General features: G+C 61.1%; 22 protein-coding genes. 12 read left to right on the forward strand and 10 right to left on the reverse strand.

Going from position 1 to position 20,494, the window contains the following annotated elements; all coding sequences use genetic code 11:
* Nucleotides 1-101 precede the first annotated feature (101 nt).
* Nucleotides 102-821, forward strand: coding sequence for a response regulator (locus Q0844_RS09845; protein WP_299044341.1), 720 nt, complete (start codon nt 102-104; stop codon nt 819-821).
* A 9-nt stretch (nt 822-830) separates the two neighbouring features.
* On the opposite strand, the gene Q0844_RS09850 is transcribed toward Q0844_RS09845, so the two are convergent.
* The 4 genes from Q0844_RS09850 to aspS all read right to left on the reverse strand — a co-directional run bounded on the left by Q0844_RS09850 (nt 831) and on the right by aspS (nt 6,150).
* Nucleotides 831-1,562: a GNAT family protein gene (locus Q0844_RS09850; protein WP_299044343.1), complete on the reverse strand. Its 732-nt coding sequence runs from the start codon at nt 1,560-1,562 to the stop codon at nt 831-833.
* Between the two features lie 53 nt (nt 1,563-1,615).
* Nucleotides 1,616-2,788, reverse strand: a complete 1,173-nt coding sequence (locus Q0844_RS09855) for a DUF1501 domain-containing protein (RefSeq protein WP_299044345.1) — start codon at nt 2,786-2,788, stop codon at nt 1,616-1,618.
* A gap of 9 nt (nt 2,789-2,797) precedes the next feature.
* On the reverse strand, nt 2,798-4,189 hold the full coding sequence (locus tag Q0844_RS09860) for a DUF1800 domain-containing protein (protein WP_299044347.1): 1,392 nt from the start codon (nt 4,187-4,189) through the stop codon (nt 2,798-2,800).
* A 95-nt stretch (nt 4,190-4,284) separates the two neighbouring features.
* Nucleotides 4,285-6,150, reverse strand: coding sequence for an aspartate--tRNA ligase (gene aspS / locus Q0844_RS09865; protein WP_299044348.1), 1,866 nt, complete (start codon nt 6,148-6,150; stop codon nt 4,285-4,287).
* Nucleotides 6,151-6,268: 118 nt separating this feature from the next.
* Here aspS and pcaC point away from each other — a divergent pair, with 118 nt between their 5' ends.
* The 3 genes from pcaC to pcaG are packed head-to-tail and all read left to right on the forward strand — an operon-like array spanning nt 6,269 to nt 7,936.
* Nucleotides 6,269-6,652, forward strand: coding sequence for a 4-carboxymuconolactone decarboxylase (gene pcaC, locus Q0844_RS09870; RefSeq protein WP_299044350.1), 384 nt, complete (start codon nt 6,269-6,271; stop codon nt 6,650-6,652).
* The gene (gene pcaH / locus Q0844_RS09875) at nt 6,645-7,367 is read left to right on the forward strand and encodes a protocatechuate 3,4-dioxygenase subunit beta (protein ID WP_299044352.1); all 723 of its coding nucleotides are present in this window, start codon (nt 6,645-6,647) and stop codon (nt 7,365-7,367) included. Before pcaC ends, pcaH begins: the two co-directional genes overlap by 8 nt.
* Nucleotides 7,367-7,936 carry a protocatechuate 3,4-dioxygenase subunit alpha gene (gene pcaG, locus Q0844_RS09880; protein ID WP_299044354.1) on the forward strand — a complete coding sequence of 190 codons (570 nt, stop codon included), beginning with the start codon at nt 7,367-7,369 and terminating at the stop codon, nt 7,934-7,936. Before pcaH ends, pcaG begins: the two co-directional genes overlap by 1 nt.
* Before the next feature lie 52 nt (nt 7,937-7,988).
* Here pcaG and katG read toward each other — a convergent pair whose 3' ends face one another.
* Entirely contained in the window at nt 7,989-10,163 is a 2,175-nt protein-coding gene (gene katG / locus Q0844_RS09885; RefSeq protein WP_299044356.1) for a catalase/peroxidase HPI, read from the reverse strand.
* A 228-nt stretch (nt 10,164-10,391) separates the two neighbouring features.
* On the opposite strand from katG, the gene Q0844_RS09890 reads away from it, so the two are divergent.
* Nucleotides 10,392-11,303: a hydrogen peroxide-inducible genes activator gene (locus Q0844_RS09890; protein WP_299045275.1), complete on the forward strand. Its 912-nt coding sequence runs from the start codon at nt 10,392-10,394 to the stop codon at nt 11,301-11,303.
* 292 nt (nt 11,304-11,595) lie between these two features.
* Here the strand turns inward: Q0844_RS09890 and Q0844_RS09895 are convergent, their stop codons facing one another.
* The gene (locus Q0844_RS09895) at nt 11,596-12,150 is read right to left on the reverse strand and encodes a fasciclin domain-containing protein (RefSeq protein ID WP_299044357.1); all 555 of its coding nucleotides are present in this window, start codon (nt 12,148-12,150) and stop codon (nt 11,596-11,598) included.
* Between the two features lie 178 nt (nt 12,151-12,328).
* Here Q0844_RS09895 and Q0844_RS09900 point away from each other — a divergent pair, with 178 nt between their 5' ends.
* From Q0844_RS09900 to Q0844_RS09920, 5 genes are all read left to right on the forward strand, one after another.
* Nucleotides 12,329-13,048, forward strand: a complete 720-nt coding sequence (locus tag Q0844_RS09900; RefSeq protein WP_299044358.1) for a cytochrome b/b6 domain-containing protein — start codon at nt 12,329-12,331, stop codon at nt 13,046-13,048.
* Nucleotides 13,041-13,820: a molybdopterin-binding protein gene (locus Q0844_RS09905; RefSeq protein ID WP_299044360.1), complete on the forward strand. Its 780-nt coding sequence runs from the start codon at nt 13,041-13,043 to the stop codon at nt 13,818-13,820. The genes Q0844_RS09900 and Q0844_RS09905 overlap by 8 nt, the downstream gene beginning before the upstream one ends.
* A gap of 96 nt (nt 13,821-13,916) precedes the next feature.
* Entirely contained in the window at nt 13,917-14,399 is a 483-nt protein-coding gene (locus Q0844_RS09910) for a hypothetical protein (RefSeq protein WP_299044362.1), read from the forward strand.
* A gap of 142 nt (nt 14,400-14,541) precedes the next feature.
* Entirely contained in the window at nt 14,542-15,048 is a 507-nt protein-coding gene (locus Q0844_RS09915) for an RNA polymerase sigma factor (RefSeq protein WP_299044364.1), read from the forward strand.
* Nucleotides 15,045-15,560 (forward strand): cupin domain-containing protein, encoded by a 516-nt coding sequence (locus Q0844_RS09920; RefSeq protein WP_299044366.1) that lies wholly within the window; start codon nt 15,045-15,047, stop codon nt 15,558-15,560. Before Q0844_RS09915 ends, Q0844_RS09920 begins: the two co-directional genes overlap by 4 nt.
* Here Q0844_RS09920 and Q0844_RS09925 read toward each other — a convergent pair.
* Complete coding sequence (locus Q0844_RS09925) at nt 15,557-16,018, reverse strand: A24 family peptidase (RefSeq protein WP_299044367.1); 462 nt, start codon at nt 16,016-16,018, stop codon at nt 15,557-15,559. The two genes, Q0844_RS09920 and Q0844_RS09925, sit on opposite strands and share 4 nt — an antisense overlap.
* Nucleotides 16,019-16,248: 230 nt before the next feature.
* On the opposite strand from Q0844_RS09925, the gene Q0844_RS09930 reads away from it, so the two are divergent.
* Together Q0844_RS09930 and Q0844_RS09935 are read left to right on the forward strand one after the other, a co-directional pair.
* The gene (locus Q0844_RS09930; protein WP_299044369.1) at nt 16,249-17,877 is read left to right on the forward strand and encodes a DUF4331 domain-containing protein; all 1,629 of its coding nucleotides are present in this window, start codon (nt 16,249-16,251) and stop codon (nt 17,875-17,877) included.
* 25 nt (nt 17,878-17,902) lie between these two features.
* Nucleotides 17,903-18,109: a hypothetical protein gene (locus Q0844_RS09935; protein ID WP_299044371.1), complete on the forward strand. Its 207-nt coding sequence runs from the start codon at nt 17,903-17,905 to the stop codon at nt 18,107-18,109.
* 54 nt (nt 18,110-18,163) lie between these two features.
* Here Q0844_RS09935 and Q0844_RS09940 read toward each other — a convergent pair whose 3' ends face one another.
* From Q0844_RS09940 to Q0844_RS09950, 3 genes are read right to left on the reverse strand one after another with little or no spacing between them, the layout of a single operon-like run.
* Nucleotides 18,164-18,979 carry a type II secretion system protein GspK gene (locus tag Q0844_RS09940; RefSeq protein ID WP_299044373.1) on the reverse strand — a complete coding sequence of 272 codons (816 nt, stop codon included), beginning with the start codon at nt 18,977-18,979 and terminating at the stop codon, nt 18,164-18,166.
* Nucleotides 18,976-19,419 (reverse strand): prepilin-type N-terminal cleavage/methylation domain-containing protein, encoded by a 444-nt coding sequence (locus tag Q0844_RS09945; RefSeq protein WP_299044375.1) that lies wholly within the window; start codon nt 19,417-19,419, stop codon nt 18,976-18,978. The genes Q0844_RS09940 and Q0844_RS09945 overlap by 4 nt, the downstream gene beginning before the upstream one ends.
* The gene (locus tag Q0844_RS09950) at nt 19,416-20,477 is read right to left on the reverse strand and encodes a penicillin-binding protein activator (RefSeq protein ID WP_299044377.1); all 1,062 of its coding nucleotides are present in this window, start codon (nt 20,475-20,477) and stop codon (nt 19,416-19,418) included. Before Q0844_RS09950 ends, Q0844_RS09945 begins: the two co-directional genes overlap by 4 nt.
* Nucleotides 20,478-20,494: the final 17 nt, after the last annotated feature.

Here is a 20,494-nt window from a genome sequence, read left to right on the forward strand (position 1 = left end):
GTGCCCTTATCCCCAACGGACGGGCGACGCGCAATGTGACGTTAACGCGCTGTTAGGCATGGCGACGTAACGATGAGTCGCAAGAGATTTTGGAGGATCTGATGGACACGACGGACCCGTTCAAGCCAACATACCCAGCCCCGACGCCTTTGCGCCCCTTGCTTGGGCTCACAGTGCTGGTGATCGAAGACAGCCGATTTGCCTGCGAAGCGATGCGCCTGCTGTGCCTGCGCAGCGGCGCGCGCATCCGGCGGGCCGACACGATGCGTGCGGCACGACGGCATCTGCAGGTCTACCGCCCCTCGGTGGCTATCGTCGATCTGGGGCTGCCAGATGGCAACGGCGCGGATCTGATCCACGATCTGGCCAATGCCGCGCAACGACCGGACGTGATCCTGGGTATCTCGGGGGATGCAGACAGCGAACATCGCGCGCTTGACGCCGGCGCGGACGGGTTCCTGGAAAAACCGGTTGTTTCACTGGCACAGTTTCAGGAAGCGATCCTGACCCACCTGCCGGAAGACCGGCAACCTCTTGGCCCACGCGCCCTGCCGGATGGAGAGGTCCAGCCGGACCCGATCGCCTATCGCGACGACATGGTGCATGTGGCGGACGTGCTGGAAGATGCGCAAGACGCCCGCGCACTGGATTACGTTGTGCAATTCCTGGGCGGCGTTGCACGCAGCGCACGGGACACCGAACTGTTGCAGGCCACGGATGCCCTGGCGGCCAAACGCGCCCGTGGGGATGCCGCAGCATCGGAAACCGCAGTGATTGCAGGGTTGGTACAGGATCGTCTGGCGGAAAAGATTGCGATCTAGACCGTTGTCTTAGCCGTCGGTCGCAATCAATGGGTCATCGGCAACACGAACCAGCCGGGTCAGATCCGACAATCGTTCCTTCTGATTGCCGTCTGCGTCAAAGTTGCTGTCGGACAGCCATGCGCCAAATGCCTCTTGCAAGGCGGGCCATTCGGCATCGATGGCGGCAAACCACGCGGTGTCGCGGTTCCGCCCCTTGACCACTGTCGCTTGGCGAAACACGCCTTCATAGCTCAGCCCAAGGCGCTGTGCTGCGCGCCGCGACCTGGTGTTGAGCGCATCGCATTTCCACTCGAACCGCCGATACCCGGCTTCAAACGCCCAGGCCATCATGAGGTACAGCGCCTCGGTGGCCGCGCGGGTCTTTTGTAATGCAGGGCTGAAGTTGATGTGCCCGACCTCGATGCTGCCTGATTGCGGCGCAATCCGCAGGAAACTGGCAACCCCCTCGCATTGGCCACTCGCCACGTTGAAGATCGCGTAGAATTGCAACGCGGGATCATGCTCCATATCCCGCACCCACCGGTGATACTGGGCCGAGGATGAAAACGGCCCGTATGGCAGGAAATCCCAAACGGTGTCGTGATCCACATAGGACCGAAACAGCAGCGCGGCATGGACATCTGCGCGCAGCGGTTCCAGCCGGGCATGCACGCCCGTCAGAACAGTTGTCGCATCGGGTACCGCGGGCGGTGTCCAGTTCGGCACAGGGGTCGCGTTCAGGGTGTACATCGCAGTCATGCGCGGACGTTAGGCAAGGAACCGCCCAAGGCCAAGGGGGCATTGGCCCATAGCTACAGCATAACGCCGGGATCGGAGCCCATATCCAGACCGGGGAACACGGCACCTTCCAGAACATGGCGGTCAAGGCCCGTCAGGCTGCGCATGATCCAGGCGGCATGCGCGCGCACATCGCCCGTCGGCATCAGATCGCGGTCCTGATAAAGGTCGCCGTCGCCCAATCTGGGCCACTGCCCGAAAACCCGCCCGCCCTTGATGGCGCCACCGGCAAGGATCATCAAACCGCCGGTCCCGTGATCCGTCCCGCCCGACCCGTTCTGGCGCGCAGTGCGGCCGAACTCCGTCATGGCGACGACAGCCGTCTTGTGCCAGGCATCGCCGCGCATCTTGTCCTGCAGGGTCAGCAGCGTTTCCGACAGCCGGTTCAAGGCGCGTCCCATCAACCGGTCCTGCGCGCGGTGCATATCCCACCCATTGATCGAAAACGCGGCGATCCGCGCATCCTCGGACAGACGGGCCGCAGCGAATTTGGCAATTTCAAGGTGGTCCCCTGCCGGACGTCCCTGCCTGTCGCCGGTCATTTCAGACAGGACCTGCGCCTCTGCCAGAGCAGCATGCAAGGCAGGATCGCTTTGCGTCACCAGCTCCAAAAGGCGCACGGCCTGCGGGCTCAGGTCAAAGTCCGCGTCCGGCGACCAATTCGCGACCTCTGCAGCGCCTTGCATCAGCCGCATATCCCCACGACCAATGGCATAGGCAGTCTGCCCGGTCACGCCGGGCACGGCCTGCAACATGCGGTTCAGCCACCCGTCGCGCACCCCGGCCAAGCTGGTTGTCCCTGCCTCAAGCAGGTCCTGCCCGTCAAAATGGCTGCGTTTGTCACGATAAGGCGTCGACACCGCGTGCACGAAAGACAAATGGCCCGCCTTCCACATCGGGATCAGCGGGGCAAGGCCCGGGTGCATCGCAAAGTACCCATCCAGATCATACGCCTCTTCCGACGGGTCCAGCGCAAGAGACCCGCGCAACCCGGCAAAGCCCGGGTCACCATAGGGTTGCACCACGTCCAACCCATCCATGCCTCCGCGCAGGATAATGACCACCAGCCGAGTGTCCCAGGGCGCAGAGGCGAAGCTGACCGGGGTCAGCAGCGGGCTGGCCGCAAGCGAGCAGCCGATGACACCGGAGCGGGCCAGGAAATCACGGCGGGATATGGGCTGCGGCATCGTTGCCTCCTATCGGCGTTGAAACGCGGGGGACATCAGCACAAGGCCAATCGCCTCGGGCCGGCTTTCGGCCGAAGCCGCGACAAAACGCACCGCATCATTGGCAAAACGGCCCAGCGCCGCATCCGCAAATACGCGGGGATCAGGCAAGGGCGTGATCAGCTGGAAGGGCTGGCGCATGGCCCAATCCACACGCGCGGCCATGCCCTGCGGTGTAATCCATTCCGGGTCTTCTTCGGCCCAGCCATCAGGGCCGATGGGCCGTTCCCACTGCTGGCCCATGCGCACAAGCGGTACGGCCAGAACCTTGCGCATTGCCCGCTCGTCCAGGTCGCGCAAAGCATCGCGCGGCAAGGCCAAGGCGCGCAATGCAGAGGACACGAAATCGATCGGTAGTTTCATATTGGTCAAGGTCGGAGACCATGCCGCGAAATGGGTCAACAGCACCTCATAGACTGGCAGAAGCGCGCCATCATGCCCGACATAGGCCGACTCCAACGCGTCAATCAGGGCAGGATCAGGCGTATCTGACACAAAATGCACGGCAAGCTTCCACGCCAGATGCCGCGCGGTGGACGGATGCGCTGCCAGATCGCGCAGCACGGCGCGGATCGCATTGACGTTCGGTGCGTTGCCATAGCTGACCCCCATCACGGTTTCCGCCCCCGGTTCGGCATAGTCCTTGCGAAACTTGAACCCGTTGCGCGCGTCAAAGCTGAGGCCGGTGAACAGCTCGGCCAGCTGGGTCACATCCTCTTGCGTGTACGGGCCGTCCACCCCAAGCGTGTGCAACTCCATCACCTCGCGCGCGAGGTTTTCGTTCAATCCACTGCGTTTCTTCGGTCCGCGTTTGAGTGCACGCACGCTGTTCGGGCCCATGGACGCTTGCTGGTCCAGATATCCGATCATCAGCGGGTGCATCACGGCCGATTGCAGCAGATCCTCGAACCGGCCTGCGATAAAGGGACGGATTGCATCCTCTACGTAAGGGCCAGTCGCACGGCGGGCGACACCCGCCTTGCCCATGGCGGTAAAATGATCCGCCCAAAAGGCGACGATGCGTTCCCGAAAGGCGGTTGTGGTATGCACACGGCGCTGCATCGCTTGTCCCAACCAGGTGAACATCGCAATGCGTGCCGCGCCATTCAGCTTGTTGCGTTCCTTGCGCGCCTCTTCGGCCAATTCGGTGCCACGATTCTGGCGCCGCACCTTGCGCGCCTCTTGCGCAGCCAGCATGCGCGACCGGAATGTGACGAAGGTTTCGATCGGGAATTCCGCCTGGGCAGTATCCGGGCCCACCAACCCCGATAGCATTTGTGCAGCATTTGCAGGCGCCGCCACATGGGGCGACAGGCCGTATCCAAACCGGATTTCCGCAAGCTCTGGATCAAAATCACGCACGCGCACACCCCTTGGGGTCACTGATTGTCACCCACAAGATAACACTGCTTGCCCAAGGTTTCACCGGGCAAGCAGTCACATCTGCAAATGCTTGCCTAGTCCTGCGGGATGACGCGCAGCCCCAGTTCCATCAGTTGGTCGCTTGTGGGGTCGCTTGGCGCATCCATCATCAAATCCTCGGCCCGCTGGTTCATCGGGAACAGGATCACCTCGCGGATGTTCTGTTCACCCGCCAGCAGCATCACGATCCGGTCAATGCCGGCAGCACAGCCCCCGTGGGGCGGCGCGCCATACTGGAACGCGTTGACCATTCCGCCAAAGCGCTTGCGCACCTCGGCCTCGTCATAGCCTGCGATCTCGAACGCCTTGAACATGATCTCGGGCCGGTGGTTCCGGATGGCCCCCGACACCAATTCATAGCCGTTGCAGGCAAGGTCGTATTGGAAACCAAGCACCTTGAGCGGATCACCCTGCAACGCCTCCATCCCGCCCTGGGGCATGGAAAACGGGTTGTGTTCAAAGTCGATCTTGCCGGTGTCCTCGTCCGCCTCGTAGATCGGGAAATCCACGATCCAGGCAAAGGCGAACCGGTCCTCGTCGATCAGCTTCAGTTCCTCGCCGATCACATTGCGCGCCCGACCCGCGATGGCCTCGAACGCCTTGGGCTTGCCGCCCAGGAAAAAGGCCGCGTCGCCCACCCCAAGCCCCAGTTGCTGGCGGATTGCTTCGGTGCGCTCAGGCCCGATGTTCTTGGCCAGCGGGCCTGCTCCCGCCCAAATCGTATTTGCAAGGGAGCTTTGATATTCGACGCCAGAAGTCTGCTGTGCTTCTTGAATTGCCATCAGCTTCTCATCGGCCGTATCAAATTGCTCTTCGCGCCAAAAGATATACCCCATCCCCGGCAACCCTTCCTTCTGCGCATAGGCGTTCATCCGGTCGCAGAACTTGCGGCTGCCGCCCGTGGGCGCGGGGATGGCGCGGATCTCCGTGCCCTCCTGCTCCAGCAGCTTGGCAAAGATGGCAAAGCCGGAACCAGCGAAATGTTCCGACACCACCTGCATCTTGATCGGGTTGCGCAGGTCGGGTTTGTCGCTGCCATACCACAGGGCGGCGTCGCGATAGCTGATCTGCTCCCACATCTCGGGCGCGTCGACATTCTTGCCGCCGCCGAACTCTTCGAACACACCCGCGATCACGGGGCTGATCGTATCGAACACATCCTGCTGTGTGACGAACGACATCTCCATGTCCAGCTGGTAGAAGTCGGTAGGCGACCGGTCCGCGCGCGGGTCTTCATCGCGGAAACACGGAGCGATCTGGAAATATTTGTCAAAGCCCGACACCATCAACAGCTGCTTGAACTGCTGCGGGGCCTGCGGCAGAGCATAAAATTTTCCCGGATGCAGGCGCGAGGGCACCAGAAAGTCGCGCGCGCCTTCGGGAGACGACGCCGTGATGATCGGCGTCTGGTACTCGCGAAATTCCCGGTCCCACATGCGCTTGCGGATCGACGCAACCACGTCCGACCGGAGTTTCATGTTCTCCTGCATCTTGTCGCGGCGCAGGTCGAGATAGCGGTAGGTCAGGCGCGTCTCTTCCGGATATTCCTGGTCACCAAACACCATCAACGGCAGCTCCGCCGCGTGGCCCAGCACCTCCATGTCACGGACAAACACCTCGATCTCGCCCGTCGGGATCTTGTCATTGACGAGGCTCGCATCGCGCGCCTTCACATTGCCGTCGATGCGAATGCACCATTCAGACCGCACCTTTTCCATCTCGGAAAACACCGGGCTGTCGGGGTCGCACAACACTTGCGTCACGCCGTAATGGTCGCGCAGGTCAATGAACAAGACGCCGCCGTGGTCGCGTACCCGGTGGACCCAGCCCGACAGACGCACGGTATCACCCACATTGGCCGAGGTCAGAGCGGCGCAGGAGTGAGAGCGGTAAGCATGCATGGTCGTGTCCCTTCGGGGCTGCGGATTTGATCGGCGCAGATACACCGGGCAAGGGGTGGAAAGTCAAGGCGACAACGGCCCTGACCCCATGCTATCACGGACAAAAAGGGAGGGTCCGATGGACGACAAATGGGCCAGAGGCATGGGCGTGCGCCGCACGGTGCTGGGCGACGCCCACGTGGACCGGGCGGAGGCGGTGAAAACGGCGTTCGATGCCCCGTTTCAGGAACTGATCACCGAAGGTGCCTGGGGCACCGTCTGGGCCAGCGACGCGATCAGCTTGCGGGAACGGTCAATGTTGACGCTCGCCTTGCTGGCCGCGACCGGCAATTTCGAGGAAATCCCCATGCACATTCGCGCGACCGCGCGCACAGGGGCCACACCCAGCGATGTGGCCGAAGCCTTCCAGCACGTCGCGATCTACGCCGGGGTCCCGCGCGCCAACAGGGCACTCAGGATTGCCAAAGACACCTATGCCGAGATGGAGGCAAACGGTGACTGAACCGCTTAACCGCCGGGATCGCGCCTGGCACCCTGCGCCGCATTTCCCCGACTACAAATCCAGCATCTACAGGTCCCCGCGAAAGCCGTTGGTCATGGCCCCGCCATCAGCCAGCGAAGACAGCGGTCCCGTCTTCGGCCACGATATGATTGGGCCGCTTGACAATGACCTGATCCGCAACTTTGCCGCCCCGGGCGAGATGGCGATCGGCCCGCGCCTGATCGTGCACGGCCGGGTGTTGGATGAAAACGCGCGCCCCGTGCCCGGCACCCTGATCGAAGTGTGGCAGGCCAATGCAGGCGGACGCTATCGTCACGCGAAAGAAGGATACCTTGCCCCGCTTGATCCCAATTTCGGTGGATGCGGGCGCATGATCACGGACGACAACGGCGCGTATCGTTTCACGACAATCAAGCCCGGACCCTACCCGTGGCCCAACGGGCCCAATGACTGGCGGCCGGCGCATATCCACTTCTCCGTCTTCGGGCACAGCTTTGGTCAGCGTCTGGTGACACAGATGTATTTCGAAGGTGACCCGCTGATCCCGCTGTGCCCCATCGTCCGCTCCATCGCCGATCCGGCCGCCATCGCGCAACTGACGGCGCCGCTGGATATGGCGGCAACGGCCCCGATGGACGCCCTGTCCCACCGCTTTGACATTGTGCTGCGCGGGCGCGGATCGACCCTGTTTGAAAACCGGAGAGAGGGGAATTGATGGCAAAGCGTCGGTTGAAAGAAAGCCCTTCACAGACAGCCGGGCCTTATGTGCATATCGGCTGCACGCCGAATTTTGCAGGGATCAGAGGCATTTACGACACCGATCCCGGCAACATCATGCGTACTGACACCACCCTTGGCGATCAGATCACCATCACCGGCACTGTGTTTGATGGACAGGGCACGCCCCTGACCGATGCCCTGGTCGAGATTTGGCAAGCAGATGCAGAGGGCCGGTTTGCGCCCACAAATATCGGGTTTTCGGGCTGGGGGCGATGCCCGGCAGACCAGGATACAGGCGCGTGGCGCTTTGACACGATCCGACCTGGGGCAACCAAAGACGGTGCCGGTCACGTCACCTTTTGGATCGTCGCGCGGGGAATCAATGTCGGCCTACACACGCGCATGTACTTCCCCAATGATCCATTGCTGGACAGCGATCCGTGGCTTGCACTGGTGGAAGACGCGCGTCGCAGCACGTTGATCGCAACGCAGACCGGCGACGGGCAGTTCAATTTTGACATTCATCTTCAGGGGCCAGCCGAAACCGTGTTTTTCGACGCTTGAAACGCAAAACGCGGGCCATCAAAGACCCGCGTTTCACCCATATTGCTAACGCTTACAGAAGATCGAAGCGGTCGTTGTCCATCACCTTGGTCCAAGCTGCGACAAAGTCGTTCACAAACTTTTCGGCATTGTCGTCCTGGGCGTATACTTCGGCATAGGCCCGCAGGATCGAGTTTGAACCAAAGACCAGATCGGCGCTTGTGGCGGTAAACTTGATCGCGCCCGTGGTCCGGTCCCGCAGTTCAAAGGTGCCATCGCCCGCCGGGTGCCAGCTGTAGGCCATGTCGGTTAGGTTGACGAAGAAGTCCGGTGTCAATTGTCCCACACGGTCCGTGAACACACCATGCGATGTGCCACCATAGTTGGTCCCAAGCACGCGCATACCGCCCAGCAAGACGGTCATGTCCTGCGCATTCAGACCCATCAACTGAGCGCGGTCCAGCGTCAGCTCTTCCGGGCTTATGGCCAGGTCGGGCTTGGCATAGTTGCGGAAGCCGTCGGCGTGCGGCTCGAGCACATCGAAGCTGTCAGCATCGGTTTGATCATCCGTTGCGTCGCCGCGGCCCGGTGTGAACGGCACCGACACATCGAAACCGGCGGCTTTTGCCGCAGCTTCGACGCCAACGTTGCCAGCCAGCACGATGACATCGGCGACAGATGCGCCCGTGTCCGCCGCAATGGGTTCCAGCGCGGCAAGAACCGCATCCAGACGCTCGGGCTCGTTGCCCTCCCAGGTGCGCTGGGGGGCAAGACGGATGCGGGCACCATTGGCACCACCCCGCTTGTCCGATCCACGGAAGGTGCGTGCGCTGTCCCATGCGGTGGCAATCAGATCGGCGTGGCTGACGCCGCTGGCCGCGATTTTCGCCTTCACCGCCTCTACGTCATACCCTGTGTTGCCGCCCGGGATCGGATCCTGCCAGATCAGGTCCTCGGCCGGGACATCGGGGCCGATGTAGTTGGCACGTGGGCCCATGTCACGGTGGGTCAGCTTGAACCAGGCGCGTGCAAACGTGTCGCGGAAATACGCCTCATCCGCCATGAACTTTTCACAGATCGCACGGTAGGTGGGATCCACCTTCATCGCCATGTCGGCGTCGGTCATCATTGGCATGCGACGGGTCACGCCGTCACCGGCGTCGACCGGCATGTCTTCTTCCTTGATGTCGACCGGCTGCCATTGGTGTGCACCTGCGGGCGACTTGGTCAGTTCCCATTCATAGCCGAAGAGCAACTTGAAGTAGCCCATATCGAACTTGGTCGGCTCTGTTGTCCAGGCGCCTTCGATGCCTGACGTGACAAGCGAGCTGGCGGACTCCGTCTGGTTCGGGTTCATCCATCCCATACCTTGCGACTCGATCCCTGCGCCTTCCGGCTCGGCCCCCAAAGCACCCGCATCGCCGTTGCCATGTGCCTTGCCGACGGTATGACCGCCGCAGGTCAGCGCGGCCGTTTCTTCGTCATTCATCGCCATACGCGCGAACGTCTCGCGGACATGCAGCGCGGTGCGGGCCGGATCGGGGTTGCCGTTCACACCCTCCGGGTTGACGTAGATCAGGCCCATATGCACGGCGGCCAGGGGGTTCGCCATCGTCGATGGATCATCCAGGTCTTCGTAGCGGTTTTCGGACGGCGCCAGCCACTCGGCCTCTTCGCCCCAGTTGATGTCGATGCTGGGGGCCCATGTGTCCGCACGACCAAAGCCAAAGCCGAAGGTTTTCAAACCCATTGATTCATAGGCGATATTTCCCGCCAACAGCATGAGATCGGCCCAGGACAGCGCGTTGCCGTACTTCTTCTTGATCGGCCACAGCAGACGCCGTCCCTTGTCGAGGCTTGCATTGTCCGGCCAGGAGTTCAGCGGGGCAAACCGCTGGTCACCGGCAGCGCCGCCACCGCGACCGTCCTGCATCCGGTACGTGCCCGCCGCGTGCCACGCCAGACGGATCATCAAACCGCCATAGTGGCCCCAGTCCGCAGGCCACCATGGCTGACTGTCCGTCATAAGCGCATGCAGGTCTGCTTTGACCGCGTCATAGTCGAGGCCCTTGACCGCTTCGCGATAGTCAAAGTCGGGATCCATCGGGTTGGTCCGGGCACCATGCTGGTGCAGCACCTCGACCTTGAGGGCGTTGGGCCACCAATCCTTGTTGGTACGTCCGCCGAAAGTGCTGGCAAGGCTTGCGCCGTGCATCACCGGGCATTTGCCGATGTCATTGCCGTCCATGAGTGTCTCCGTTCTTTGCTGCGTTTGGTGTCGGTGCTGGGTCAGAAGTAATGGTAGTTGAGAATCATTCTAGTCTTGAGTTCCGATTCATTTCCTAGCCTTCAGCGGACCTGCATCTTGGTGTCGATTCGCCTTGAGGCAAGCAAATCATCTATGCGCACGGTCCAAGTTTATGAGGTGGTAGGGATTGTGAAAAGTTGCATTTTGCAATCCTTGCAATAACTTTGGATTATGAATGTCACACTTCGCCAACTGCGCTACTTCAAGGCACTTGCACAGGACTTGCATTTTGGCCGTGCCGCAGACCGCTGCGCAATCTCGCAACCTGCGCTATCGGTTCAGATCCGCGAACTGGAGGACGGCCTGGGATTGCAACTCTTTGAACGCCAGCCAAGGGCGTTGCGATTGACGTCATACGGCGAGGCGTTCGAGGACAGGGTTCGCCCGATCCTGCAGTCCATTGATGAATTAGGCGATTGGGTGGCGACAACCCAGGGCGCCGGTTTCGGGCGGCTGCGGCTTGGCATCATTCCAACCATTGCGCCGTATCTGTTGCCCAACCTTATCAGCGCCTTGCACACGGCGGACCCGAACATTGACCTGCACATACGGGAAACCGTGACGCCGCGGTTGATCGATGAACTGTCCGACGGGCAGCTTGATGCAGCCATCCTGGCCTTACCCCTGGACGAGCCCGGTTTGGTCGAAACGCCTGTGTTTTCCGAGGAGATGGTGCTGGTTCGGCCGGACAAGGACACGGCTGCGCCACCCATCTCGGTCAACGATCTGGCAGCACACCGGTTGCTGTTGCTGGAGGAAGGGCATTGCTTCCGGGATCAGGCAATGTCCTTTTGCAACCTCAACCCGAACCGGCGGCGCGACGGGTTGGATGGCAGTTCGTTGAGCACCTTGGTGCAGATGGTTGGTGCGGGGATTGGCATTACCCTTATCCCCGAGATGGCTATCGAAGTCGAAACTCGGTCCGCAGCCGTGTGCATCAACCGCTTTGTCGGCGTTAAACCCACACGGTCAATTGGTGTGGTTTGGCGCGCGACGCACCCAATGGAAACCGCCTTGAACGATCTGGTGGAAACGGTGCGGTCCGTCGCAGGTCGGCCGCAACAAACGCATATCGAGTGATCTCAAACCCGCTCAATCCAAAGGGAAACGCCGTATTGCGGGTGGGTGAGATCGGTCGAAGAGACTTTCTGGTAAGTGAAATCGGAAACTGAAGACTTGAACATCTCCACCCATCGGTTTGAGCCCAGATGAAAAGGTGACCAATCTGTTTGTGCGGTCTGTCTACGCTCAACCCAGCATCCCGTGTCATGTGTGGGCCCACAACCCCACGCACTGGAGGAGGCGAATTCACAGTTTTGCGATTGGATAGACGAGCGAACGGCATTGCGCTGCCCGCTCGCCTCATCCTGTTTTACTTGGGCAAGAGAACCTTGTCGACGACGTGGATAACGCCGTTGGATTGCTTGACGTCGGCAATGGTGATTTTGGCAGCGTTGCCGTTTTCGTCGAAGATGAAGATGTTGTTGCCGCGCACCTGTGCCGACAGGGCATCACCTGACAACGTTTCGACATGGGCAAAGCCATCCGCGCTGTTTGCCGCCTTGGTCTTCAGCGCCTGAGCCGACAGATCGCCCGCGATCACGTGTGCGGTCAGGATTTTGGTCAGCTGACCCTTGTTTTCGGGCTGGAGCAGGGTGTCGACAGTACCAGCAGGCAGGGCGGCAAACGCATCGTTGACCGGCGCGAAGACGGTGAAGGGGCCTGCGCTCATCAGGGCGTCGACCAGCCCGGCGGCCTGCACGGCGGCAACAAGCGTTGTGTGATCTGCCGAGTTCACGGCGTTTTCGACGATGTTCTTGTCCGTGAACATGGGCGCGCCACCGACGTCCGGATTGGCGGCGAAAGATGCGGTTGCGGCCAGCGCGAGGCAGAGAACGGCAGCGGCGGTCTTGCGGGGGGTGAACATGAAAATTCCTTTCGTTTGCGTTCAGATGTCCCGGCGGGAACAGCAGTTCCTGCGAAAGACAGCGAACAGAACGGGGGGCGCGCTGAAAAAGTTTCAGTGCGGTGATCCGGGCGGTGCACTGAAACTCTTGGGCGGCGGCGGTCGTAGAACCCCGTGACCCAAGAAGGAGAACGCCATCATGAACGTCACGCATTCGCCTGGCTCCGGACCCCTTGTCCGCCGCCATACCATCGTCACGCGTGTCACGCATTGGATCTGGGCGGTTTGCCTATTCTTTCTGTTGCTGACGGGGCTGCAGATATTCAATGCACATCCTGTGCTGTATTGGGGCGACCAATCCGGGTTTGCCTTTGACAACTCAGTGCTGCGACCTGGCCCATTCCCAGGTTGGGCCACGATCCCGAGCAATGTTGATCTGGCAACGGGCCGCGTCATTCATTTCTTTTTCGCTTGGATCTTTGTGGCGACACTTTTGGTGTGGGCGATGGGTTCTTTGCTGTCCGGGCATCTGGTGCGCGATCTGGTCATGCGCAAGCGGGACTGGGCCGCGTTGGTATCCGATGCACGTGACCATGCGCGTCTGCGGTTCCGGCACGGGGTGCGGTACGGGCCGTTGCAGCGGTTGAGCTATGGTGTCGTGCTGTTTGTGCTGTTTCCGCTGATGGGTCTGACCGGGCTGGCGATGTCGCCGGGGGCGAATGCGGCGGTGCCGTGGTTGCCCGAAATCCTGGGAGGGCGGCAATCGGCGCGCACCCTGCATTTTGTCATTGCCGCCGGGTTGCTGGGGTTCTTTTTCGTGCACGTTGCGATGGTGTTGCTGGCAGGTCCGCTTAACGAAATGCGTGCCATCCTGACCGGGTGGTACCGCGCGGATTCCGAGGAGGCTGACGATGTCTGATCTGTTGTGGACACGCCGCGCGGTGCTGGGCGGATTGGCCGGGTCCACACTGGGCGGCTGCCAGGTGCTGGACGGGTTAAGCGCGCCCGACAACAGGGTGCGCCAGTTCATGGCGCGGGCAAATGATCTGACCATGGCTATGCAGCGGGGTGTGCTGGACCGTGACGCGCTGGCCCAGGAGTTTACCCGCGCAGACATTCGCCAGCCGATGCGTCCCAACGGCGTCATCGACCCGCAGGATGCGGACTATGTTGCGCTGAAGACGGGGGATTTTTCTGCTTACCGATTGCAAGTGGACGGCCTTGTGGAAAGGCCGTTGTCGCTGTCGCTGGACGAGATCCGGGCAATGCCGACCCGATCACAGATCACGCGGCACGATTGTGTGGAAGGCTGGAGTTGCATTGCGGAGTGGGCTGGTGTCCCACTGTCACATGTTCTGGATCTGGCAGGTGTCCGCCCGAGCGCGCGGTTTGTTCTGTTTCACTGCTTTGACACGATTGAACGCAGTCTGTCCGGGGGTGTAAAATACTACGAGACGATTGATCTGGTCGATGCGCGCCACCCGCAAACAATCCTGGCGTGGGGCATGAACGGTGGCGCGCTGCCTGTCCCCAATGGCGCGCCCTTGCGCGTCCGGGTCGAACGGCAGCTAGGCTACAAGATGGCCAAGTATATCCGCGCCATTGAGTTGGTAGACGACTTTTCCGGGGTTGGCCGTGGGCACGGCGGATACTGGGAAGACCGTGGATACGAATGGTATGCTGGGATCTGAAGTCGGTGACGCAACGGAAGCTGCAACTTGCGCGATGCGGCGCCCGTACGACCTTGTACATCCACAAGTTTCAGACACGCGCAATTCGCTCAGGCCATGAAAACACTGCTCAACCGTGCCCTTGCGGCCCTGCGATCTGGCAAGCCTCATCGCCCGGACATCGAGGCCGCAGCACCCTTGATGCACTTGCTGCAAGAGGCGGAGCCCGCACCGGACATGCTTGCCCTGATCGAAGCGCGGATTGACGGGGAACCGCGCATTTCCCGTCGCGCGCCTGTCGGCGTGGTGGTGTTCGTATTTCTGTGCGGTCTGGCAATGGGCGGGTTGGCGGTAGTAATCGGTCAGGACCGCCAGAGTATTGTGGCCCGGACCAGCGCCGGTGCGCCGTGGGTGCCCCTTGGGACGGTGACGTTGCACGGGTCAGGCTTGCGCGGGTTTGTGGAGGCAAAGTGCGACGGAAACACGCATTTCTTTATCACGATGCACGGCCGGGGCGTTGCGGACGAACCTGATGAAACGCCTGTCGATTTCCCGCTGATGCGGGAAGACGAAAAAATTCGGATGGAGTGCATCTTTTGATCTGCGAGGTCCGTAGTGCTATGAAACAGCACGATGGAAAGGACCGGATGTGGGTGTGACCAAGTTGGTGCCCAGGTCTCAGCAACATGGGGGCGCGCGGGCAAAAATGGGGACGGCGGAACAGTCCCGCTTGATTTCAGATTTGCTCATCAAATGTGCCGCGGGCGACCGCGCCGCGTTTCGCCTGTTTTACGACGCCAGCTCCAGATACGTGTTTGGCGTCGTTCTCGGTATTTTGCGGGATCGCGAGGTTGCAAGCGAAGTTGCACAGGAAACCTATGTGCGGATCTGGAAACGGGCCGGGCATTTTCAGGCGGAGTGCGGTAATCCGCTGTCGTGGATCGGGTCGATTGCCCGCAATTGCGCCATTGATCGCCTGCGGTCGGAACGGGCGCGGGGCTTCGTGCAGTTTTCCGATGACGTACCGGACATCAGCGGTGATCCGGACCCCTCAAGCGCGACGTTGGACACCATGGTGATCCGCAAGTTGCTGGAAGAATTGCGGCCCGAATATCGGCAGGCACTGCTGCTGTGCTATTTTCAGGGCTATACCTACATCGAGTTGGCCAGTGTGATGGATGTTCCGGTCGGAACAGCCAAGAGTTGGGTACGCCGCGGGATCGCGGCATTGAAGGAAGCGATGATATGAAGAAAGCCGACGCGACACATTCTGCCGAGGTTTTGGATGCGCTTTTGGGTGGCATGGGGGCGAGCCTGCCGGGCACGCGCCCAGATCTGGCGGATGAGGCGACAGTCTTTGGAGCGCATCTGTCGCCGCTGTTGACCCGTTTGCCCGAAGCCACACCGCCGGATGGTCTGTTCGATGCCATCGAGGCCGAGCTGGATGCGGTGGATGATGCCCCGTTTCAGAGTGTGCGCGCCGAGGAGGGAGTGTGGGAACAACGCTCCGACAAGGTCTGGAAAAAGGTGCTGGCTCAGGAAACGGGATCAGGTCGCACGATGTATCTGCTGCGGTGCCTGCCGGGGGCTTCGATCAAGCCGCATATCCACGAACGGGCGGAACACCTGTTCATTCTTGAGGGCGAGCTGTGGATTGACGGCAAGCTTTATTCAGCAGGGGATGCGCAGGTTGCCATGCCCGGCAGTGTACATCCCGAGATCACGATGCCCGCGGGCTGTTTGGTTCTGGTCAGCGCCTAGGCGTTGATCCGAACCACCCAAATCACCCAGAACGCCCCGGACAACCACGGGCCAAACGCGATTTTGCGCCGGCCAGTCATGACCGCGAAGGTCAGCGCACCGATAGCGGCAACGCCGACCAGCATGGGGAGGTCCTGCAGGCCCAGCCACGCACCGGCGGCTGCAAGCAGTTTTGCATCGCCGAGGCCCAGTCCATCCTGACCCGTGTGGTGATAGAATGCCGTGCCCAGACCTGCGAACGCGACATATCCAACGGTTGCGCCAAGCACGGCGGCTAACGGGGTGACGACGGGCGACAGGAAACTGAGCGCAAGGCCCGACAGCATCAACCCAAGACTTGCGGCATCGGGAATCTGAAAACGCCGGGTGTCCACGACGCAGACCCAGCCAAGGACCACCGCCAGAAAGGCTGAGGCCAGCCATGCAAAGCTGGCAGTGTGCGACAGACCGTCCGTCATCCGCTCTCTCCCCTTCCGGTTACAGAACAGTACGGGCGCACGTGCAGACTTGTTTCACAGCCTGAAACTTTTTCGGGCCGCCTGTCGTCTTGTTGGGTGCAGCACCTGAAGTCCCACCACCGCGCATTTGCGCCAGGGCTGAGTTCCGCTGTCGGACGGCTTCACACGCAAAAACAGGCGTTTTTGCGGCCGGGAATGCCGTGCGCAATTTCGATCTGAGAGGACATGATATGAAGACTCAAAAGGCATTGGCCCTAAGCACGGCTTTGCTGGCCGTACTTGCGGCGACAACCGGCCCGATTGCGGCATCATCGCACCGCGAAGCGCCTGCGATCACCGAACATCCCAAAGTGGACGGAACCGATTTCTATCTGTTTCGCAGCTACGAGCCAGGACGCGAAGGTTACGTGACCCTGCTGGCCAACTACCAACCTCTGCAGGTGAACTATGGCGGCCCCAGCTACTACACGATGGATGCAGACGGCATTTACGAGATCCATATCGACAATGACGGTGACGCCATTGAAGACCTGACCTTCCAGTTCGACTTCGAGAACCAGTTGGCCAACGATGGTGCGGGCATTGGTTTGGATATCGGAGGCGTCAACGTGGCCATCCCGCTGAAATATGCCGGGCCCATCCTGCCCAATGATCAATCGCTGCTGAACGAAAGCGAGAGCTATCAGTTGACCCTGATCGAGGGAGACCGCCGCAGTGGCACACGAAGCGCGATCACGCGCGCAGGATCAGGTCAGACCACATTCACCAAGCCATTGGATCATGTCGGGCTGAAAACCCTTCCAGACTATGACGGATACGCCAACCAGTTCATCTATGATTTCGATATGGCGGGATGTGACATGCCGGGTCGCGTGTTCGTCGGACAGCGTGCTGACGCTTTTGCGCTGAACCTTGGCGAAGTGTTCGACCTGATCAACTTTGTGCCCATCGAGGGGGACAGCGCTCCGGGTGCGGGGGACGGCGCGGGCTTTGACGGCGGGATCACCCAAAGTCGAGTCAACGACGATGTGTTTGGCAAGGTCAACGTGTCCACCCTTGCCCTCGAACTGCCGATCGCCTGCATCACCGAAGGCGATGACCCTGTCATCGGGGCTTGGACCTCATCCAGTCTTGCCCAGGCCGAGCTGGAAAACCCGTCACCAAGCTTTGAAGACACGTCCCGGGTCGGCGGTGCGCTTGTGCAACAGTCGCGCCTGTCCACGCCGCTCGTGAATGAGGTGGTGATCGGGATCACCGACAAGGACCGGTTCAACGGCTCGGAACCCATCGATGACGCCAGCTTTGCCACCTATGTCACCAACCCCACTTTCCCGCGACTGGTCGAGTTGCTGTTTGGTCCGGATCTGGGGCTGGTCGACAATATCGCCCCCAAGAACCTGCCGCGGACAGATCTGGTGGCCACATTCCTGACCGGTTTGCCCGGTCTGAATCAGCCACAGAACGTGACGGCCGCAGAGATGATGCGCCTGAATACCGCCATTCCCGCCACGCTGCGGGAGGATCAGCATTCGTTTGGTGTGGTGGCCGAAGACCTTGCCGGTTTTCCGAATGGGCGCCGTCCGGGTGATGACGTGATTGACGTGATCCTGCGCGTTGCCTTGGGTGCCCTGTGTCATCCCGTTCCCCTTGGTGCGGAACTGGGTGTGGAAGGTGCCGAAGACGGCACGCCAAGCGATCTTATTAACCTGGGCTTCTGCAATCCCGATCAAGCGCCAGTTGGCAATGTTGCCTTTACGGATGGCGCTCCGATCTCGGCTTTGGAATTGCAGAACGCGTTCCCGTATCTGAACTCTCCCATCCCCGGTTCGCCCAACGGCACCGTTGCGGTCGCCAACTGAGCGGAGGACAAAAGAGGTGAATGATATGAACAAAACGCACTTACGCCTTGCTGCCCTTGTAATTGGGTTGACCACGATTGCCGCCTGTGGTGGCGGTGGCGGCGGGGCCGGAATGGCTGCTTTGGGGTCGGTTTTTCAGCAGGCATTCGCGCAAGGTCCAAACGACACGCCACTCGATATTTCGAACGCCAATCTGATCGTGGATCTGTCACAGGATCCGTTCGAGCTTTGACGGCGCAGAAGTGAACAGGCAATTGCGCCGCCGGGACACCCCGGCGGCGTTTTTTTATTGCAAGGGGATGCTTTGGACCGCGCCGCTGTCGGGATCGCGCAACAGCCGTCGGCGCAGCGCGGCCCGTGCCACCCCCACGCTGGCATTGGCGGTCACGTCGAAGACGTCCGACGTGAACCCCGCCAGCGGCGGCAGCGGGACCCCAAGGGCCGAGAGGTCGCTGGCGTCCAAAAACCCTTTCGCAGCGCGGCGCGCGATCAGACCACGTGCCGCGGGCGGATTGCTCAATAGCGCTGCCATCAAGGGTTCTGTCACGGTGTTCAGGTTCATCGGGCCGCGAACGGGCGTCGCTGTTACGTGCGGTGCGAGGCGGTCGATATCGCCTTGCGCGATGCCAAGACGGACCAAGTCCTGTGGTGCGCGCAAGGGACCGTTTTGCGTGATGATCTGCGTAATCTGGCCAGCGAGCGTTTCCGGCAGGCCGAGGATTGTCAGCAGGGCGGCAAAAACGCGTTGTTCCGCAAGAGCAGCGGGGTGCAGCGCATTGAGGTCGAACATGCCGCGTCCGTCCACGATCGAGACGTCGTACTGGCCAAAGTCGAGGGCGATGCGTTCTTGTGCAGCGTCTGCCCAAGGTTCGCCGGGATGATCGGACAGCGGTGCAGTGCCAAAGTCACGGCGCAGCGTCACCGCAACCGACGTGATGCCGCTGCGTGCGAGGCTTTGTGCCTGTGCCACGTCATTGGCTGATGCAAGCCGTTGAAGCGCTACATCCTGGTCGCTCAGCATGACCTGCACCAGACCCGTTCCGACCGCGAGGATCGCGAGCACGTTGAGGAGGCTGACACCGGCCTGTCTGTTCCGCGTCATGGTCGGTGTCCGGCGTGCAGAGCCATCTGGCGCCAGATATCCGCTTCCGGCAGGGTCAGCATGATGGTGTCGCCGTCCGGCGACGACAGCGTGGCTGCGTCGTCAAGAACGAGTTGTTCCATCATTGGTCGATCCGCAGATGTAATCCGTCGTATCAGACCGGCCTTCGACGCCTTCCATGTGATGATTTGGCTTGCGACATGCAACTCAAGCTCAGTCCCGAAGCTTGCCCTATGAGCCTGTTCGACGTCGCGCGCCAAGATGTGAAAGGCCCGGTCCTGCAGCTTGATCTGTTCCAGCCGTCCCGTCACCCCGGCTTCGGTCCGGGTCACACTTTCCAAAAGGATTAGTCCCGCCAATCCGATCATGGCCGAAACAGCAAGAGCCACCAGCATCTCGATCAGAGTGACGCCCGCCTGTGCCGATCGGTGTTGCCTCATGCGACCGGCAGCACGTTTCCGCCGTCGATCCGCAGGATCGCCAAGTCGCGTTCGCAGGTCTTGTTCCGGTCAAACCGGGTGTTGCCTAGCAGTCCCTCGAACGCTGTGCGGCGGTTTGGATTTGCAGCCCCGTCCAGGCTGTGCGCCATCCCGACTGCGTCAACGGCAAGTGCTGCGATCACGCCCAGTTCTTCGTCCAGCTGTGCGCGAAAGAAAGACGACATCCGATCGAAGCGCACCGGGTCAGGCCCAGTGAAGCACGCCTTGTCAAGGCGTTCCAGATCTTCCTGACCAAGGCCGGACCATTGCAGTGACCCAATGGTCGTCACGCCTGTTTTCACGGCGGCTTCTGCCTGACGCAAGGCGTTTGCGCCGGTGCCGGGAACATAGACAATGTCCGGCATCGCGCCTCCGCCGGATTGACGCAGAGCGTCGGCCATATCCTTGGGTTGTGTTGCGGCGGGGATGTTGGGCAGTGGTTTCACCTTGGCTGTGCGTGCCCGCGACTGCACGGCAAGCGACGCCTGTTGGCCCAAGGTGCCGCCGGTTTCGACAACAGCCAGCGATTGCGCGCCAGTATCCTTGGCGAACCGGAGCACCGTGTTCACCGATTGTGCGGGTGTGACACCAAACACCCATGCGCCGGATGCAGCGAGTGCCGTGTCATTGGACAGCGACAAGACAGGTACAGGACCTGCAGCCTGCACAACGGCAGGGGTCTGGTCGCGAAAAAGCGGGCCCACGATGATATTGGCTCCCTGGGCCATGGCGTCACGGGCTGCTTGTGCTGCGGATTGCGTGGTTTCGCCGCTGTCCAGTACACGGGTCATTCCGGGTGTACCGCCAAAGTCTTCTACCAGCCACACCGCCTTGGCCATCTGTTGTCCCAGCCCGGCACGGGCGCCGGACAAGGGCAACAGCAACGCCACCTGCGCGCCGGGCTGCGAAGCGCCCTGCGCACCATTTCCGATTGGCCCGCGTGCACAGGCACCAACCAACGGTGTCACGGCCAGCAATGACAGGCATTTGCGACGGCTCAAACGTGGTGCGGGCAACATGGGGTTATCCTTTTGAT

The organism is uncultured Tateyamaria sp., assembly GCF_947503465.1.
In the GTDB taxonomy this organism is placed as follows: Bacteria; Pseudomonadota; Alphaproteobacteria; order Rhodobacterales; family Rhodobacteraceae; genus Tateyamaria.